General features: G+C 70.4%; 15 protein-coding genes. 6 read left to right on the plus strand and 9 right to left on the minus strand.

Annotated elements, in window-relative coordinates:
• Positions 1 to 59: 59 nt before the first annotated feature.
• Together ABD357_RS25160 and ABD357_RS25165 are read left to right on the plus strand one after the other, a co-directional pair.
• The gene (locus ABD357_RS25160; protein WP_344393128.1) at positions 60 to 923 is read left to right on the plus strand and encodes a hypothetical protein; all 864 of its coding nucleotides are present in this window, start codon (positions 60 to 62) and stop codon (positions 921 to 923) included.
• Between the two features lie 81 nt (positions 924 to 1,004).
• On the plus strand, positions 1,005 to 1,820 hold the full coding sequence (locus ABD357_RS25165) for an EI24 domain-containing protein (protein WP_344393129.1): 816 nt from the start codon (positions 1,005 to 1,007) through the stop codon (positions 1,818 to 1,820).
• A 21-nt stretch (positions 1,821 to 1,841) separates the two neighbouring features.
• On the opposite strand, the gene ABD357_RS25170 is transcribed toward ABD357_RS25165, so the two are convergent.
• Together ABD357_RS25170 and ABD357_RS25175 are read right to left on the minus strand one after the other, a co-directional pair.
• Positions 1,842 to 3,101, minus strand: a complete 1,260-nt coding sequence (locus ABD357_RS25170; RefSeq protein WP_344393130.1) for a pyroglutamyl-peptidase I — start codon at positions 3,099 to 3,101, stop codon at positions 1,842 to 1,844.
• A 130-nt stretch (positions 3,102 to 3,231) separates the two neighbouring features.
• Complete coding sequence (locus ABD357_RS25175) at positions 3,232 to 3,819, minus strand: TetR/AcrR family transcriptional regulator (protein WP_425584991.1); 588 nt, start codon at positions 3,817 to 3,819, stop codon at positions 3,232 to 3,234.
• Positions 3,820 to 3,935: 116 nt separating this feature from the next.
• On the opposite strand from ABD357_RS25175, the gene ABD357_RS25180 reads away from it, so the two are divergent.
• The gene (locus ABD357_RS25180) at positions 3,936 to 6,431 is read left to right on the plus strand and encodes a glycoside hydrolase family 3 protein (protein ID WP_344393133.1); all 2,496 of its coding nucleotides are present in this window, start codon (positions 3,936 to 3,938) and stop codon (positions 6,429 to 6,431) included.
• 42 nt (positions 6,432 to 6,473) lie between these two features.
• On the opposite strand, the gene ABD357_RS25185 is transcribed toward ABD357_RS25180, so the two are convergent.
• Entirely contained in the window at positions 6,474 to 7,400 is a 927-nt protein-coding gene (locus tag ABD357_RS25185; RefSeq protein WP_344393134.1) for an SGNH/GDSL hydrolase family protein, read from the minus strand.
• Between the two features lie 493 nt (positions 7,401 to 7,893).
• Between ABD357_RS25185 and ABD357_RS25190 the strand changes: the two genes are divergently transcribed.
• Positions 7,894 to 8,388 carry a DUF3145 domain-containing protein gene (locus ABD357_RS25190; protein ID WP_344393135.1) on the plus strand — a complete coding sequence of 165 codons (495 nt, stop codon included), beginning with the start codon at positions 7,894 to 7,896 and terminating at the stop codon, positions 8,386 to 8,388.
• 117 nt (positions 8,389 to 8,505) lie between these two features.
• Here ABD357_RS25190 and ABD357_RS25195 read toward each other — a convergent pair whose 3' ends face one another.
• From ABD357_RS25195 to fasR, 5 genes are all read right to left on the minus strand, one after another.
• Positions 8,506 to 9,777, minus strand: coding sequence for a beta-ketoacyl-[acyl-carrier-protein] synthase family protein (locus ABD357_RS25195; RefSeq protein WP_344393136.1), 1,272 nt, complete (start codon positions 9,775 to 9,777; stop codon positions 8,506 to 8,508).
• An 86-nt stretch (positions 9,778 to 9,863) separates the two neighbouring features.
• Positions 9,864 to 10,112 carry an acyl carrier protein gene (locus ABD357_RS25200; protein WP_119106693.1) on the minus strand — a complete coding sequence of 83 codons (249 nt, stop codon included), beginning with the start codon at positions 10,110 to 10,112 and terminating at the stop codon, positions 9,864 to 9,866.
• Between the two features lie 103 nt (positions 10,113 to 10,215).
• Positions 10,216 to 11,247, minus strand: coding sequence for a ketoacyl-ACP synthase III (locus ABD357_RS25205; RefSeq protein ID WP_344393138.1), 1,032 nt, complete (start codon positions 11,245 to 11,247; stop codon positions 10,216 to 10,218).
• A 16-nt stretch (positions 11,248 to 11,263) separates the two neighbouring features.
• On the minus strand, positions 11,264 to 12,178 hold the full coding sequence (locus tag ABD357_RS25210; protein WP_344393140.1) for an ACP S-malonyltransferase: 915 nt from the start codon (positions 12,176 to 12,178) through the stop codon (positions 11,264 to 11,266).
• A gap of 89 nt (positions 12,179 to 12,267) precedes the next feature.
• Positions 12,268 to 13,473, minus strand: a complete 1,206-nt coding sequence (gene fasR, locus ABD357_RS25215) for a fatty acid biosynthesis transcriptional regulator FasR (RefSeq protein ID WP_344393142.1) — start codon at positions 13,471 to 13,473, stop codon at positions 12,268 to 12,270.
• An 81-nt stretch (positions 13,474 to 13,554) separates the two neighbouring features.
• Here fasR and ABD357_RS25220 point away from each other — a divergent pair, with 81 nt between their 5' ends.
• Together ABD357_RS25220 and ABD357_RS25225 are read left to right on the plus strand one after the other, a co-directional pair.
• On the plus strand, positions 13,555 to 14,211 hold the full coding sequence (locus ABD357_RS25220) for a pirin family protein (RefSeq protein ID WP_344393144.1): 657 nt from the start codon (positions 13,555 to 13,557) through the stop codon (positions 14,209 to 14,211).
• Between the two features lie 99 nt (positions 14,212 to 14,310).
• Positions 14,311 to 16,569, plus strand: a complete 2,259-nt coding sequence (locus ABD357_RS25225) for an MMPL family transporter (protein ID WP_344393147.1) — start codon at positions 14,311 to 14,313, stop codon at positions 16,567 to 16,569.
• Here the strand turns inward: ABD357_RS25225 and ABD357_RS25230 are convergent.
• On the minus strand, positions 16,541 to 17,356 hold the full coding sequence (locus ABD357_RS25230; RefSeq protein ID WP_344393148.1) for a serine hydrolase domain-containing protein: 816 nt from the start codon (positions 17,354 to 17,356) through the stop codon (positions 16,541 to 16,543). The genes ABD357_RS25225 and ABD357_RS25230 overlap by 29 nt on opposite strands.
• Positions 17,357 to 17,366: the final 10 nt, after the last annotated feature.

The following is a 17,366-nucleotide window of genomic DNA, read 5'->3' on the forward strand; positions in this document are numbered from 1 at the left end:
GGCGTCGGCGCGACGGGGGCCGGGCCCTGGAGCGCAGGGCGTGAGGCGAGGAGTAGTCCATGGCAACGATTCCGTCGCTCCCCAGCAGGGATGACGTGGCGCGTATCGCACGGAACACGACCGATATCACCGGCCAACTTCTGGACACCGCGGGCAACATCACCCGTATCGCCATCAACACCTTTGATCCACGCGACGGTTCGGGCGCGGAGGCGTTGCGCGTACTGCGGGAAACCACGGCCGAACTGGCCGAGGCCAGCGCGTCACCGCAGGCGCAGGAAGCCTTCTACCGCATCGTGGACACGCTGACGCGCCTCGGCACGAGCGGGGCGCCGCTCGCCGCCCACCCCGTCAGCGAACCCGCACAGGCGCTGCTCGCGGCGCTCGGCGACAGCCTGCTGCCGGTCCTCGACGCGGTGGGCCCGGCGCTGGAGGAGGCGGCGGAGGCGTTGGGGGAACTGGTGGAGGCAACGTCCCCACTGCTCCCCGCGGCGGCCGGGCTGGCGGCGGGCACACTCCTCGCCCTGGCTCCCCTGGTACGAGCCGCGGCGGACGTCCTACGGGACTCGTCCCCCGAACTCCGCCGCATCGCCGACGCGTTGACGGCCGCGCTGGCTCCGCTGCTGCCCTTGCAACTGGCCCTGGCGGAACGGACTGCCGCTGCGGGCGCGGGCGTCGTACGCGCGACGCTCCCGCCCCTGGCCGACCTGACAGAGGCGACAGCCGCCGCCATCAAGGCGGGCCGCCCGCTCCTGATCGCCGGCGAGGAGTTCCTGGTGGCCGGCCTGGAACACCTCCAGCCCCTGCTCCTGGCGTCGGCCAACCGGGCGGGGCGGGTAGCCCGGGCTGCGGCGGTACGGGTGTCGGCGGCGGTTTCGCCTGCGGCGGAGCGGGGGGTTGTGGTGGCTGTGCATCCGGTGTGAGGTGCGCTCGCGGCGGAGGGAGCACCGCCCATGGCGAGTGACGCCGGTGGCCGGGCACGAGGACCCCGATAGGCTGCCCCCATGCATGATCTGCGCGTGGGGTTCAGCTACTTGGGGCAAGGGCAGCGTTGGGTGGCCCGGCATGGGAAGCAGTTCGGGGTTGGGCTGATCCCTGGGCTCATCACGCTTGTGCTGTACGTGGGCGCCCTGGTCGCCCTGGCGCTGTGGGGGAGTGACCTCGTCTCCTGGGCCACCCCCTTCGCCGACGACTGGGACAGCCCCTGGCCGGGACTCTTCCGCGGGTTCCTGACCGTTGTGCTCTTCGCGCTCGCTCTTCTCCTCGCTGTCGTGACCTTCACCGCCGTGACCCTGCTCATCGGGCAGCCCTTCTACGAGAACCTCTCCGAGAAGGTGGACCGGGATGTCTCGCCGGACGGGACGGCGCCCGAGTCGGGGCTGTCGTTGTGGCGGGAGCTGGTGATCTCGGGGCGGGACAGTCTGCGGATCGTCGTCAGGGCGGCGGGGTGGGGCGTGTTGCTCTTCGCGCTCGGGTTCATTCCGTTCGTCGGGCAGACCGTCGTGCCGGTGATCGGATTCTTCGTCACCGGGTTCTTCCTGACCGAGGAGCTGACGGCAGTCGCGATGCAGCGCCGTCGCGTCGAACTCCGCGAGCGTCTCCGCCTGCTGCGCGCCCGCAAGACCCTGGTGTGGGGCTTCGGCACACCCCTCGCCCTCGCCTTCGTCGTCCCGTTCGTCGCCGTGTTCCTGATGCCCGGCGCGGTCGCGGGCGCCACGCTGATGGCCCGCGACCTGCTGGGCGAGCAGACCGGAGAAGGAGTGGGAGAAGACGAGGGCGAGGCCCGGGGGCAGGTCCGGGGCGACTCCGTCACCTGGTGATCTGCCGATACGCGTCCTGACCTACCGTGACGCCTCCGCCGCCACCCTCACGATCTCGCGGACCTGCGCGATGATGTCCAGCCGGTTCTGGACGAACTGCGGATCCGTGACCGTACCCGTCGCCGGATCCGTGTTGCCCGTGCCGAACTGGAGCACCGGCGTGTGCACATGCCCGCCGGGCAGCGAGCCGCACAGGCCGAGGCGGTCACGCAGCAGCGTCGCCCGGTAGGCGATCTCGTTGGAGAGGTAGTTCCCGCCGCCGCCGGCCCGCGCCGTCGAGCCCGGCGTCGGTCCCTGCGGACGTACGACCGGATCCGAGCCGCCCGCCGGGACCTCGGTCACCTCCGTGTTGTCGTACACGGGGAAGCGCCCCGTACTCGCGGCCACAATGTCCTTGTACGGCAGGGTCGTTGACGTCCACTGCGGCTGCGAGGCCGGGTCGTTCACCGGGATGGTCTCCGTGCGCGAGAGGTTCTCGTTGTCCGGGAAACCGCCCCGCCAGGCGCCGTTGGTGCGCTCGATGTCGAAACGGCCCACCCGGCCCTGGCTGACCGTGGTGAACAGGTCGACGCGGGGGAGGTACGGGCGCAGCGTCCGCTCCACCGTTCCATCGGTGAAGTCCTGCCAGCGGACCGGGAAGAGCGCGGTCTCGATACGGGCCGGGCCATCCGATGTATTGATCACGGTGCCGTCGAGCGCGAGGGCGGTGGCCCCGGACGGGTTGGAGATCCGTACGTCGCGGTCCAGCGTGAACGGGTCGAAGCCGGTCACCAGGATCCTCTTGACGCCCTTGCGGTGCGAATAGCGGATGGTGTCCTGACCTCGGGACGTTCGCTCAATTGACGTGAGCAGCTTGGTGCGTTGGGCATCGGTCAGGCCGAACTCCGGCTCCCACTGGCGTACTTCTCGGGTCATCCCGAGCCGCGCCCAGTACAGCGGCCGGTCGTCGTCCCGGCTCAGGTCACCGCCCGCAGGACCCCGGCCCTGGGCCCGGTCCACGGCCCGCTGCCACAGCCGCGAACCCTGCCGTACGACCACCCGCTCAGCCTCCGCATACGACCGCACCTTGCCCAGCGTCCGCGCCAACTCCGGTGCCACCGCGTCGAATCCGGAGCGGCGCAGGATCTCCTGGGGCGCCGCCCTGTCGAGGCGCTGTTCCTCCACGGTGGGCCCGGCAGCCGTGGGCTCCTCGGCGGGCGCGGCCAGGGCGGGCGGGGTCGCGAGGCCTGCGAGAACGGCCGCCACTCCAAGGGTGCCAAGCCGAACACGTATATAAGTCAAGGGAGTTCAGGTCCTTCCGTCACGCGAAACGCGGGGTCGCGGAAGTATCGCGTGACGGATGGGGCGTACGCCATGGGGCACGGTCGCCGAAACCGTCAGCCCCGGAAGCCGTCGGCGCCCTCAGCTCTCCTTAACTCTCCTTCTCACCAAGCAGCGTGAGGAAGTCCCGGAACGCACCGGGCATGTCCACCTTCTCCGGAGCCAGCAGCCACTGGTACTGAAGCCCGTCCATCACCGCGACGAGCAGCGGAGCCGCCCGCTCCGGTGTGAGTCCGCTCGGCAGCCGCTCGCCGTACTCGGAGCGCAGCACCCCGGCCATGTTCGCCCGCACGTTCTCGTACCGGCCGGTGAAGAACTCGCGTGCCGGATGCTCCTCGGTCACGCTCTCGCCGAGCAGTGCCGAGAAGGTCTGCACGATGCCCGCCCGCATCGCGTTGTAGTCGACGAGCGAGGCGAGCAGGTCGAGGCGCCAGTGGGAGTCCGGCATCGCGTCCCACTGGTCGCGCTCCTCCAGGACGGCGACGAGCATGGCCTCCTTCGTCGGGAAGTAGTGCAGCAGCCCCTGCTGGGTGAGCCCCACCCGCTCGGCGACCGCACTCAGGCTCGCCCCCCGGTACCCACGCTCGGCAATCACCTCCAGAGCGGCCCGGAGAATCTCCGCACGCCGCTCGGCACCCTTGATTGCCCTGGTCGTCGTCATATGGCCACCGTACGACATGCACACGACGTGCGTGAAGATTCATATAACGGCAGGATAACGGAACCTACCTGTCTACAGGTGACACGTGCACGATGGACGGACGGCACGGACGTCGTCAATGAGGAGACACCGGCATGGCGGAAACGCAGGGCAATCAGGGCAGCTCCCGCGCGAACCAGGGCAGTCCCCCGGCCAACGAGGCCGTCCACCCGGCCGACCGGGCGCGCGAAGCCGTGGTCGAAGCCGCACTCGGCAGGCTCGATCTCGACGCGAAGGCACGGTTGCTCGCCGGTCAGGACACCTGGTCCCTGCCCGCGCTGCCCGAGATCGGGCTGAAGTCCCTGGTCATGTCCGACGGCCCGATCGGCGTACGAGGCGTGCGCTGGACCGCCGACGACCCGTCCGTCGCGCTGCCGTCCCCGACCGCGCTCGCCGCCACGTGGGATCCTGAACTCGCCTGCAGGGCAGGGGTGTTACTCGCCCAGGAGGCCCGCCGCAAGGGCGTGCACGTCCTGCTCGCGCCCACCGTCAACCTGCACCGGTCGCCGCTCGGCGGGCGCCACTTCGAGGCGTACAGCGAGGACCCGTATCTGACGGGGCGGATCGGAACCGGGTACGTCGCCGGTGTGCAGGAGGGCGGCGTCGGCACCACCGTCAAGCACTTCGTCGCGAACGACGCCGAGACCGACCGCTTCACGGTGAACAACCTGGTCTCCGAACGCGCCCTGCGCGAGCTTTACTTGGCCCCCTTCGAGGCCATCGTCGCCGGCGCCCACCCCTGGGGCGTCATGACCGCCTACAACTCGGTCAACGGCACGACGATGACCGAGCACCGCCGGCTCGTCGACGAAATCCTGCGCGGTGAATGGGGCTTCGACGGCATCAACGTCTCCGACTGGACGGCCGCCCGGTCCACCGTCGCCGCCATCGACGGCGGCCTCGACATCGCGATGCCCGGCCCTCAGACCGTGTACGGCGCGGCTCTCGCCCAGGCAGTACGGGAAGGCCGGGTCGCAGAGGCCAAGATCGACGCGGCGGTACGGAACGTGCTGCGGCTCGCCGCCCGCACCGGCATCCTGGAGGGCGCCGAGCCCGCCGTGACCGAGCTGCCCGGGACGGTCGACGGCGAGGCCCTGGCCCGCGAGATCGCCCGCCGCTCGTTCGTCCTCGTACGCAATGAAGGCGCCCTTCCGCTCCCTGAAGGACACCGGGTCGCCCTGATCGGCGCCGCCGCCCGCGACGCCCGCGTTCTCGGCGGGGGGTCCGCCACCGTCTTCCCCGCCCGTATCGTCTCACCGCTCGACGGACTCACCGCCGCCCTGCCCGAGGGCAGCCTGACGTACGCGATCGGGGCCGACCCGAACGAGGAACTCGCCGCTGCCGACAAGGGGTTCGAGCTGCGCGCCGACTGCCGGGACGTCGACGGCAACGTCATCGGGACTGCCCCTGTACCGAGTGGCCACCTCCAGTGGATGGGCAACGACCTCCCCGAGGGCGTCACCTACGACACCCTGCACAGCGTCGAGCTGACCGGCACTTTCACCCCGCGTGAGAGCGGCCCGCACACGTTCGGCGTCCGGGGCCTGGGCGAGTTCACGCTGAAGGTGGACGGCACCACCCACTTCGACGGGCCCCAGCTCCCCGCCGAGGGCGCCGACCCGTTCCAGGCCTACTTCGCGCCCCCAGCGCCGCGCGCCGAGGCCGAACTGCGGGCGGGCGAGCCGGTGGAGGTGTCTCTCAAGTACGTCGTGACCCTGCCCGAGAGCGTCACCATGAAGGTCATCGCCTTCACCCTCGCCCACCAGGAGCCGCAGCGCGACCCCGACGAACTGATCGCCGAGGCGGCCGAAGCCGCCCGCGCCGCCGACACCGCCGTCGTCGTGGTCGCCACCACAGAACGCGTGGAGTCCGAGGGCTTCGACCGGAAGGACCTGCGGCTCCCCGGCCGCCAGGACGACCTCGTCCGCGCGATCGCCGCCGCCAACCCGAACACCGTCGTGGTCGTCAACTCCGGCTCCCCGGTGGAACTTCCCTGGCGTGACGAAGTCGCCGCCGTCCTGCTCGACTGGTTCCCCGGCCAGGAGGGCGGCGCCGCGCTGGCGGACGTGCTCACCGGCGCGTACGAACCGGGCGGCCGGCTGCCCACCACCTGGGGCTCGCTGACGGACGCCCCGGTCACCCAGGTCACCCCGGTCGACGGCGAACTCCCTTACACCGAGGGCGTGTTCATCGGCTACCGCGCCTGGCAGAAGGAGGGCAGGACCCCCTCGTACGCCTTCGGCCACGGCTTCGGCTACACCGACTGGACGTACGAGTCGGTCAAGGTCGAGGGCGGCACTGCCACGGTCCGCGTCACCAACTCCGGTACGCGCGTGGGCCGCGAGGTCGTCCAGGTCTACCTCGCGCCGACGGAGGCCGACGCCGAGCGGCCGGTGCGGTGGCTCGCCGGGTTCGCGGGTGTCGAGGCCGGGCCCGGTGAGAGCGTCGAGGTCGGTGTCGAACTTCCGCGCCGGGCCTTCGAGATCTGGGACGAGACCGCGAACTCGTGGGCGTTCGTGAAGGGTTCGTACGAGGTGGAGGCGGGGCGGTCGATCGCGGACCTTCGGGTCACGACGACGATCGACGTGTGACGGTGCAGGGGCCCTTGCGAGCCCCTGCGCGCGCCGCGTCCGTCAGCCGGTCGGCAGTTTCAAGTCGTCCGGCTTCGGCGCCGTCACCACGCGATACGCCATCTCCGCCAGCAGTTTCTGGCCGCTGGTGCTCGGGTGGAACCAGTCCACGGTGCTCAACTGCGCTGCGTCGAACCGGTACTTGTAGACGGCCCCGCCGTCGAAGCGGCACCGCTCGTCCTTCTCGCACACGTCTTCCAGCACGGCGTTGTACTCCTTGACCCGGTCCTGCACCCTGTCGCGCCGCGACATCGCCGCCGTGCCCAGGTCGTCCGGGTCCGCCAGCATCGAGGAGCAGATGCCCAGCTTCCACATCTCCTTGCTGAGCTCGCTGGTCCGGCCGATCGACCACAGCCGCTTCAGATCGGGCACGCTCGCCACAAACACCTGGGTCTTGGGCGACGCCTCGCGCAGCGTGTTCATCGCGTCCTCGAACTGGGCGCGGAACTCCGGTACTGATGTCATGGCGGTCACCGTCGGCTGGCAGGCGTCATTGGCGCCGGCCAGCACCGTCACCAGTTCCGGCTTCCTCGTCGCCGCCTGGGCCAACTGGTCGTCCAGCTCGGCCATCTGGGCGCCGGTCTTCGCGTAGTTCCAGCTCCGCTGGGCGGCCCCGGACTTCCCGAGCAGCCGCAGCGCGAGACTGTCGACCTTCGCGTCGGTGCCGGTCGCCCATGAGACCTTGGGGCAGTCGGACAGCGCCTCGCAGGCGTCGAAGGCACGCGTGATGGAGTCGCCGACCGCAGCGATCGAGTTCGGGCTGAGGTCCCAGGTGGTGGGTTCCGTGGACGGCTTCGACCGCGAGGTGCTACCGGTGGGGGCAGCTTCGTTGCCGCCGACCGCGTCGCAGCCGGCCGTCCCCACGATGCCCAGAAGTGCCGCCGCCGCTGTGACGGCAACGGCACGTGATCGGTATCTACGCTTCCGCATTCCCGGATCCCCTCGCTAGTCGTGCAACGGTAACCCGTCGTTCTGGCGTCCTCCGAGTAGCTGTGTTTTTCCGGAGGACGCGTAGTCCGTTTGCGGCTACGCCGCGGGCCGGACCCTCGTCCGAGAATCCGAACGCGGGTCCCGCCGGGTGGCTGTGTTTTCCCGGGGGGCAACCCCCGGACCCCCGGCCGAGACTCCGAACGCGCGTCCCGCCGGGTGGCTGTGTTTTCCCGGGGGGCAACCCCCGGACCCCCGGCCGACACTCCGAACGCGAGTCCCGCCGGGTGGCTGTGTTTTCCCGGGGGGCAACCCCCGGACCCCCGGCCGACACTCCGAACGCGCGTCCCGCCGGGTGAAACCTAGGTGTTTCGGGGCGCTGGGACCGACGGTACGTCACACTCCTTGCGCCCTCGCGCGGTAGCCTCGCCACGTGGCTGCCTGCCACCGAGGTTCCGCCAAGTTACAAGATGTCCCGCTCTGCCCGGAGGTCCCAGTGACGACACGTGGAGTTCTCTACGTGCACTCCGCGCCGCGTGCGCTGTGCCCACACGTCGAATGGGCAGTCGCGGGCGTGCTCGGCACTCGCGTCAACCTCGACTGGATCCGGCAGCCCGCGGCGCCTGGCACCTGGAGATCCGAGTTCTCCTGGCAGGCAGAAGCCGGCACCGCCTCCAAACTGGCCTCGGCACTGCGCGGCTGGCAGATGCTGCGCTTCGAGGTCACCGCCGAGCCGTCCGCCACCGACGAGGGCGAGCGCTACAGCTGCACCCCTGACCTTGGTATCTTCCACGCCGTCACCGGAATCCACGGCGACATCCTGATCCCCGAGGACCGGCTGCGCGCCGCCCTCGTCCGCGCCCAGAGCGGCGAGACGGAACTGGAGTCCGAACTCACCAAGCTCCTCGGCAAGCCCTGGGACGACGAACTGGAGCCCTTCCGGTACGCGGGAGAGGGCGCCCCCGTGCGCTGGCTCCACCAAGTGGTCTGACGCCTGCTCAAACACGTGCGAAGGGCCCCACCAGACGGTGGGGCCCTTCGCACGCGTAGACGCACATCACACTGCGTACGACCGGAAATCGCTCTGCGGCGGCTGGAATCAGCCGGATCAGACGGTCCGGAACGCCAGCACCACGTTGTGTCCGCCGAAGCCGAACGAGTCGTTCAGGGCGGCGATGCGGCCCTCGACGGGGAGCTTGCGGGCCTCGCCGCGGACGATGTCGGCGTTGGCCTCGGCCTCCGGGTCGAGGTTCTCGATGTTGATGGTCGGCGGAGCCACCCGGTGGTACAGGGCGAGCACCGTCGCCACCGACTCCACGCCGCCCGCGCCACCGAGGAGGTGCCCCGTCATCGACTTGGTGCCGGAGACCGCGAAGTGGTCGGCGTCGTCACCGAAGACCTTGCGCAGCGCCTTCAGTTCGGCGACGTCGCCGGCCGGGGTCGAGGTGGCGTGCGCGTTCACATGCACGATCTCGGCCGGGTTGAGGTCGGTGTTGTCGAGCAGGTTCTGCAGGGCGTGCGAGATGCCGAGGCCCTCGGGCTCCGGCTGCACGATGTCGTGGCCGTCGGCGGAGATGCCCTGGCCGACCGCCTCCGCGTAGACGCGGGCACCGCGCTTGGCGGCGTGCTCGGCCGACTCGAGGACGATGACGCCCGCGCCTTCACCGAGGACGAAGCCGTCGCGCGCCGTGTCGTAGGGGCGCGAGGCACCCTGCGGGTCGTCGTTGTTCTTGGACATCGCCATCATGTTGCCGAACGCGGCGATGGGCAGCGGGTGGATGGCCGCCTCCGTGCCACCGGCGACGACCACGTCGGCGCGGCCGGTGCGGATCATCTCGATCGCGTAGCCGATGGCCTCGGCGCCCGACGCGCAGGCGGACACCGGGGTGTGCACACCGGCGCGGGCTCCCACGAGGAGACCCACGTTGGCGGACGGGCCGTTAGGCATCAGCATCGGAACGGTGTGCGGGGAGACGCGGCGTACGCCCTTCTCCTTCAGTACGTCGTACTGGTCGAGGAGGGTGGTGACGCCGCCGATGCCGGAGGCGATGACCGCGCCCAGCCTGTTCGGGTCGACGTCCCCGCCTTCGCCAGCCTTGTCGGTGTAACCGGCGTCCGCCCAGGCCTCCTTGGCCGCGATCAGCGCGAACTGCGCCGAGCGGTCGAGGCGACGGGCCTGCGGCCGGGGAATGACCTCGGTCGGTTCCACGGCGACCGGGGCCGCGATACGGACCGCCTGCTCGGCGGCCCACTCCTGCTCCAGGGCCTTGACACCGGAACGACCGGCGACCAGACCCTCCCAGGTCGAGGCTGCGTCGCCACCCAGCGGTGTGGTTGCGCCGATACCGGTGACGACCACGGTGCGATTGGTCGGGCTCACGGGAATTCTTTCTCCAACGTTTACGAGGATCAGCGGCGCCACCGCCGGGTGGCGGGGCCTTCAGCGCCCGGGGCTCAGCGGCCTGCTCAGCCCTGGTGCTTGAGGATGTACTCGGTCGCGTCGCCGACCGTCTTGAGGTTCTTGACGTCGTCGTCCGGGATCTTGACGTCGAAGCGCTCTTCGGCGGCGACGACCACCTCGACCATGGACAGCGAGTCGACGTCCAGGTCGTCGGTGAAGGACTTGTCCAGCTGGACGTCCTCGGTGGGGATCCCGGCGATCTCGTTCACGATGTCGGCGAGACCGGCGACGATCTCTTCCTGAGTGGCGGCCATGTGAGGCGCTCCTTCGTAGATATCCAGAGGGTGTGGCGCCCGCCGCGTCAGCGGCAGGTGTTGCTGTCCGCACCGGGTCCGAGGGGGACCTGGCACGGGGTGCCTAGGGGAGGGTAACGACCGTCGCGGCGTACACGAGACCCGCCCCGAAACCGATGACGAGCGCGGTGTCGCCGCTCTTCGCCTCGCCGGTCGCCAGGAGCCGCTCCATAGCGAGCGGGATCGAGGCGGCCGAAGTGTTGCCGGTGGTGCGCACGTCACGCGCGACCGTGACGTGCTCCGGCAGTTTGAGTGTCTTCACCATCGAGTCGATGATCCGCTCGTTGGCCTGGTGGGGAATGAAGACGTCCAGGTCGTCCGGGGTGATTCCGGCCGCGTCCAGCGCCTGCTGAGCGACCTTCGCCATCTCGAACACGGCCCAGCGGAACACCGCCTGGCCCTCCTGCGTGATCGCAGGGAACTTGATGTCGCCCTTGGAGTCGAGCGGCAGTTCGGACACGTCACCGATCCGGAAACGGTCCCACGGCACGGTCTGCTTGATCGTGTCCGCCTTGTCGCCCTCGGAGCCCCAGACGGTCGGGCCGATGTGCGGCTCCTGCGAGGGGCCGACGACGACCGCGCCCGCGCCGTCACCGAACAGGAAGGCCGTCGCCCGGTCCTCCAGGTCGGTGAGGTCGGAAAGGCGCTCGACGCCGATGACAAGTACGTACTCTGCCGAACCCTCGACGACCATGCCCTTGGCGAGCGTGATGCCGTAGCCGAAGCCCGCGCAGCCCGCCGAGATGTCGAAGGCGGCGGCCTTGTTCGTGCCGAGCTTGTCGGCGATCTCGGTGGCGACGGCCGGGGTCTGGCTGAAGTGCGAGACGGTCGAGACGACCACGGCGCCGATCTGCTCGGCCGTGATCCCGGAGTCGGCGATCGCCTTGCCGGAGGCCTCGATGGACATCGCGGCGACGGTCTCCTCGTCGGAGGCCCAGTGACGGGTCTCGATGCCGGAGCGCGAGCGGATCCACTCGTCGGAGGAGTCGATCGTCTCGAGGATCACCTCGTTCGGCACGACCCGGGTGGGACGGTAGCCGCCCACGCCCATGATCCGTGCGTACGGGGCGCCCTTGCTGGGCCTGATCTTCGACATGCTCTCGGGCTCCTTGTCAGGCAGCGTGCTCGGCGATGAGCTCGCGAGCAGCGTCGAGGTCGTCAGGGGTCTTGAGCGCCAGCGTCTTCACACCGGGCAGCGCGCGCTTGGCGAGACCGGTCAGCGTGCCGCCGGGGCACACCTCGACCAGCGCGGTCACGCCCAGCGCCTTGAAGGTTTCCATGCACAGGTCCCAGCGGACCGGGTTGGCGACCTGCCCGACCAGGCGGGACAGCACCTCCGCGCCGGTGGCGACGGCCTGGCCGTCCTTGTTCGAGACGTACGTGATCTTCGGGTCGGCCGGCGACAGCTCCGCCGCGGCCTGCTCCAGGCTCGCGACCGCGGGGGCCATGTGGTGCGTGTGGAAGGCGCCGGCGACCTTGAGGGCCACCACGCGTCGTACACCCTCGGGCTTGTCGGCCTCCAGAGCCGCCAGCTCCTCCATGGTGCCGGCGGCGACGATCTGACCGGCGCCGTTCACGTTCGCCGGGGTCAGGCCGAGCTTCTCCAGATGCGGGATCGTCGTCTCGGGGTCACCGCCGAGCAGCGCCGACATGCCGGTCTCGGTGATCGCGGCGGCCTCGGCCATGGCCAGACCGCGCTTGCGTACGAGTTCCAGGGCGGCCGTGTCGTCCAGTACGCCCGCGAAGGCGGCGGCTGTGATCTCGCCGACGCTGTGGCCCGCGACGGCACTCGGTGCCACCTCGCCGAGCGCGGACGCCGACAGGAGTCCGGCCGCGACGAGGAGCGGCTGCGCCACCGCCGTGTCGCGGATCGCGTCCGCGTCGGCCTGCGTGCCGTAGTGGGCAAGGTCGAGTCCGATGGCGTCCGACCACGTTCCGAGACGGTCGGCGGCGCCGGGGAGTTCGAGCCAGGGGGTCAGGAAGCCGGGCGTCTGGGCGCCCTGGCCGGGAGCGACGAGTACGAGCACTCTCACACTCTCTCTTGTGGACGGCCCACGCCGCCCGTGGGGACAGGGACGAAGAACAGCAGGGGGTTTTGTGGAGCCCCGACAAAAGCCTAGAGCTGGGGATCTCCATCGGCCAGACGCCCCAGGATCAGCGCGATCCGGAGTGTGAAGGCGGATCGTACATCGGAGGGTGACCAGCCGGTGACGTCAGTCACACGTCGAAGCCGGTAGCGCACGGTGTTCGGGTGAACGAAGAGCATCCTGGCGGCGCCCTCCAGACTGCTCGCCTGCTCCAGATACACGCTCAGAGTCTCCAGGAGAGCGGACCCGGCCTCCTCCAGTGGTCTGTAGATCTCCTCCACCAATTGCTCGCGCGCCGCGGGGTCGCCGGCGATCGCGCGCTCCGGCAGCAGATCGTCCGCCAACACCGGCCGCGGGGCGTCCTGCCAGGCAAAACACGCTTTGAGCCCGGCGGCGGCGGCCTGCGCGGACCGGGTCGCGGCGAGCAGATCGGGTACGACGGGTCCCGCCACCACCGGTCCCGCCGCATACGGCCCGATCAGTGACTTGGCGACCCCCAGAGGATCGTCACTGCCACCGGCGATGACGACGAGCCGGTCGCCAAGAACGCCGGTGAGGACCTGGAGCTTGGCGTGCCGGGCGGCCCGCCGGATCGCCTCGACGGTCAGCTCGCTGTCACCGTCGGGCGCCGTGCCCAGCACCACGCACACATGCTCGGGCGAGTTCCAGCCGAGGGCCGCGGCCCGGCTGACGGCTCCCTCGTCGGCCTCGCCGGACAGAACGGCGTTGACGACCAGCGACTCCAGCCGGGCGTCCCAGGCACCGCGTGCCTCGGCGGCCTGTGCGTACACCTGGGCGGTGGCGAAGGCGATCTCGCGGGCGTACACGAGGAGGGCCTCGCGCAGAAGGGACTCGTCGCCGGGGGCCGCGACCTCGTCGATCGCGGACTCCATGACCTCGATGGTCGTACGCACCATCTCCACGGTCTGGCGCAGCGTGATCGCCCTCGTCAGCTCGCGGGGTGCGGTGCCGAAGACGTCGGTGGAGATGGCCTGCGGGGCGTCCGGATGCCGGAACCACTCGGTGAAGGCGGCGATACCGGCCTGGGCGACCAGCCCGATCCACGACCGGTTCTCCGGAGGCATCGCCCGGTACCACGGCAGCGTCTCGTCCATGCGCGCGATGGCCTGCGCGGCGAGACTTCCGGAGGACTTCTCCAGCCGCTTCAGGGTCGCGGCGTGCGCGTGAGCGGCGTGCGCAGCGGCTTTGGTGGCGTGGGATTCGGGTTCGGGCACGGGACAAGACTGCCTTATCCGGACGGGAGTGTGCGGCGGCGGGTCTCAGATGAGGGTGGCCGCGGGTCTACGGTGGGCCGTGTGATTGACGTACGGCGCTCTGGCGAGCGCTACCGCGGAGGCGACCCGGCGGCCGGGATCGAGTCCCTGCACGCCTTCTCCTTCGGGCCCCACTACGACCCCGACAACCTCCGTTTCGGCGCGGTCATCGCCTGCAACGAGGAGCGGCTCGCGCCCGGTGCGGGTTTCGACGAGCATCCGCACAGTCACACGGAGATAGTGACCTGGGTCGTCTCGGGCGAGCTGACGCACCGGGACTCGGCGGGCCACGAGTCGGTGGTCCGTCCCGGGGACGTGCAGCGGCTCAGCTCGGCGGGCGGTGTACGGCACGTGGAGCGCAACGACGGCGCCGAGCCGCTGGTCTTCGTCCAGATGTGGCTCGCCCCGCTGTCGCCGGGCGGCGATCCCGCGTACGAGATCGTCCACGGCATCGCGGACTCCACGCCGTACGCGGTTCCGGAGGCGGGGGCGATGCTGCATGTGCGGCGGCTGGGGGCGGGGGAGCGGACGGCTGTGCCGGACGGGGCGTACGTCTACATCCATGCTGTACGCGGCGAAGTACTGCTCGACGGGACGGAGTTGGGCCCCGGCGACTCGGCGCGGCTCACTGACGCGAAAGACCTGGAGGCGGTGGGCGTGAGCGCGGCGGAGCTGCTGATCTGGGAGATGGCCGGCTAGCGGCTGTTGGACCGAACGTGGGGCCTGAGATGCGGGAGTGATCCAAGAGGCGTCCAATGGTCGGGTCGGACACTCGCTCGGCAGAGAAGAGCCGAGGCCATGGCCAACCGCGAAGGCACAGAGGGACGGGGCAAGGCACCGAAGGGGGGCCTGCGTCGGCTGGGGGAGTGGTGCGCCCACCACTTCGTGATCGTGATCGTCGCCTGGCTGGTGGCCCTCGGCGGGCTGCAGGCACTGAACCACCTCAACGGCGGGACGTACTCCGACGACTTCGCCCTGTCCGACGTGCAGTCCCAGGAGGGCCTGGACGTCCTCAAGGAGCACGATCCGCAGGCCGGCGGCTACAGCAGCCAGATCGTCCTGCACGACGACGACAAGGCCCTGACCTCGCTCGGCTCACAGATGTCGACCACCGTCGCCGACCTGCAGAAACTGCCGCACGTCCTGTCCGTGCAGAACCCGCTGGACGCCACCTCCTCGAACGTCGGCCCGGTGTCCTCCGACGGGAGGACCGCCTACGTCACCATCCGCTTCGACGAGCAGCCGTCCCTCCTCGGCGACGGCTACCTCGACGGAGTCGACGACGCCGTCGAGCCGCTCAGGGACGCCGGCGCCGAGGTCGAGTACGGCGGATCGCTGGGCGAGCTGGCGCGACCCGACGCCGACGACCGGGTGAGTGAGCTGATCGGCTTCGCGGTCGCCGTCGTCGTCCTGCTCATCGGCTTCGGCAGTGTGATCGCCGCCGGACTGCCCCTGATCACCGCGCTGATCGGCGTGGTCGGCGGACTCGCCTGCCTCGGGCTGCTCGCCATCGCGTTCACGTTCGCCACGGTGTCACCCACCCTCGCCACGATGATCGGCCTCGGCGTCGGTATCGACTACGCGCTCTTCCTGATCACTCGTCACCGGCAGAACCTCATGGACGGCGCGGACCCGGTGCGCGCCGCCGGCCACGCCAACGCCACCAGCGGACGTGCGGTGCTGGTGTCCGGAACCACGGTGATCGTCGCCCTGATGGGCCTGTACACGTCCGGCGTGAGCTTCATCGGCAAACTCGGCCTGGCCGCTGCCGTCACGGTCGTCTCCGCCGTCCTCGGTGCGCTCACCCTGGTCCCCGCCCTGCTGGGACTCATCGGCCGGCGTATCGACCGCTACACGGTGCGCCGCCCGGTCGCCGAGACCGGTGCCGAGGACGGTACCGAGGCCCGGGGTACCTGGCACCGCTACGCCCAGCGCGTGGAGTGCAGACCCCTGCAGTTCCTGGCGGCGGGCCTCGCCACCATCGCGGTGCTGGCCATCCCCGTGTTCGCGATCCAGCTCGGCCACATCGGCGACGGCGCCGACCCCACGTCCTTCACCGACCGGCGGGCCTACGACCTGATGACCGACGCGTTCGGCCCCGGCTCCAACGGGCCCCTCACCGTCGTCATCGACCAGACCTCCGTACCGGACTCACAGCGCTCGGATCTCACCTCGCACGCCCAGCAGACCCTGAACGGCGTGTCCGGAACCTCATTCGTCACGCCACTGACGCCGACGAAGGACGGAGACGTCCTGCTCGGCACCGTCTACTCGGCCGCGTCCCCGCAGAACGCGGACACCACGGACCTCGTGAACCGGCTCGTCGACGACACCCTGCCAGCGGCGGTCTCCGGCACCGGCGCCAAGGGCTACGTCACCGGGACGACGGCCGCGCAGGTCGACTTCCGCGACATCGTCGCGAGCCGGCTGCCGCTGATCATCGGCGTGGTGGTCGCCCTGGCCTTCCTGATCGTCCTCGCGGTCTTCCGCGGCCTGCTCGTGGCCCTCAAGGCGGCCGTCCTCAACGTCCTGTCGATCGCGGCCTCGTACGGCGTCGTCGTCGCCGTCTTCCAGTGGGGCTGGGGCGGGCCCGCGCTGGGCGTCAACGGCAGGGTGCCCATCGAGAGCTATGTGCCGATGATGATGTTCGCCATCATCTTCGGACTGAGCATGGATTACGAGATCTTCCTGCTGTCCCGCGTGCACGAGGCATGGCTGCGCACGGGGGATGCCAAGGCCTCGGTCGCCCATGCGCTGGAGATCACCGCGCGCGTGATCACCTGCGCGGCACTGATCATGGTGAGCGTCTTCGCGGCCTTCATCGTCAGCGACAACATCGTGGTCAAGATGCTGGGCCTGGGCCTCGCCGTCAGCGTGCTCATCGACGCCACGGTGGTCCGCCTGCTCATGGTGCCCGCGGTACTGACCCTGCTGGGCCGGCACGCCTGGTGGACGCCCCGGTGGCTGGACAAGGTCCTGCCGCACATCGACACGGAGGGAGAGAGCGAGACCATCGCTGCCGACCGCGCTACAGCTCGGCCAGCACCGCGTCCGTGAACGGCGTCCAGGCCTCGATCGCCCACGGCCCGAACGCCCGGTCCGTCAGCGCGACACAGGCCGCGCGCGCGTCCGGGTCGATCCACAGGAACGTACCGGACTGGCCGAAGTGACCGAAGGTCCGCGGGGAGGACGAACTGCCCGTCCAGTGGGGGGACTTGGAGTCGCGTATCTCGAAGCCCAGGCCCCAGTCGTTGGGGTTCTGGTGGCCGTACCCCGGAAGGACGCCCTTCGTGCCGGGGTACTGGACCGTCATCGCCTCGGCGACCGTCCGCGGGTCGAGGAGACGCGGCGCCTGCACCTCGGCCGCGAAGCGCACCAGGTCGTCGACGGTCGAGACGCCGTCCTTGGCGGGCGAGCCGTCGAGCGTCGTCGACGTCATGCCCAGCGGCTCCAGCACCGCCTGCCGGGCGTAGTCCGCGAACGGGATGTCCGCCGCCTTCGCGACATGATCTCCCAGCGCCTCGAACCCCGCGTTGGAGTACAGCCGCCGCTCCCCGGGCGCCGACGTCACCCGGTGCTCGTCGAAGCCCAGCCCGGAGGTGTGGGCGAGGAGATGTCGGACCGTGGAGCCGGGCGGGCCCGCCGGTTCGTCCAGCTCGATCGCCCCCTCCTCGTACGCGACCAGCACGGCGTACGCGGCGAGTGGCTTGGTGACCGAGGCCAGCGGGAAGCGGTGCCCGGTCGGGCCGTACGAGCCGAGGACGGTGCCGTCCGCGCGTACGACGGCCGCGGCGGCGGTGGGCACCGGCCAGTTCTCGATCAACGCCAGGCTGTGCAGAGACATGCGTACGAGG

This window comes from Streptomyces vastus (assembly GCF_039532825.1).
Lineage (GTDB): Bacteria > Actinomycetota > Actinomycetes > Streptomycetales > Streptomycetaceae > Streptomyces > Streptomyces vastus.

What these genes read in the sequence shown, in the direction of transcription:
- ABD357_RS25175 (WP_425584991.1), bottom strand. Translation starts at nt 3,819, where the DNA reads ATGTCGTACGGTGGCCATATGACGACGACCAGGGCAATCAAGGGTGCC.
- ABD357_RS25205 (WP_344393138.1), bottom strand. Translation starts at nt 11,247, where the DNA reads ATGTCGAAGATCAGGCCCAGCAAGGGCGCCCCGTACGCACGGATCATG.
- ABD357_RS25225 (WP_344393147.1), top strand. Translation starts at nt 14,311, where the DNA reads ATGGCCAACCGCGAAGGCACAGAGGGACGGGGCAAGGCACCGAAGGGG.
- ABD357_RS25160 (WP_344393128.1), top strand. Translation starts at nt 60, where the DNA reads ATGGCAACGATTCCGTCGCTCCCCAGCAGGGATGACGTGGCGCGTATC.
- ABD357_RS25230 (WP_344393148.1), bottom strand. Translation starts at nt 17,356, where the DNA reads ATGTCTCTGCACAGCCTGGCGTTGATCGAGAACTGGCCGGTGCCCACC.
- ABD357_RS25200 (WP_119106693.1), bottom strand. Translation starts at nt 10,112, where the DNA reads ATGGCCGCCACTCAGGAAGAGATCGTCGCCGGTCTCGCCGACATCGTG.
- ABD357_RS25165 (WP_344393129.1), top strand. Translation starts at nt 1,005, where the DNA reads ATGCATGATCTGCGCGTGGGGTTCAGCTACTTGGGGCAAGGGCAGCGT.
- ABD357_RS25180 (WP_344393133.1), top strand. Translation starts at nt 3,936, where the DNA reads ATGGCGGAAACGCAGGGCAATCAGGGCAGCTCCCGCGCGAACCAGGGC.
- ABD357_RS25185 (WP_344393134.1), bottom strand. Translation starts at nt 7,400, where the DNA reads ATGCGGAAGCGTAGATACCGATCACGTGCCGTTGCCGTCACAGCGGCG.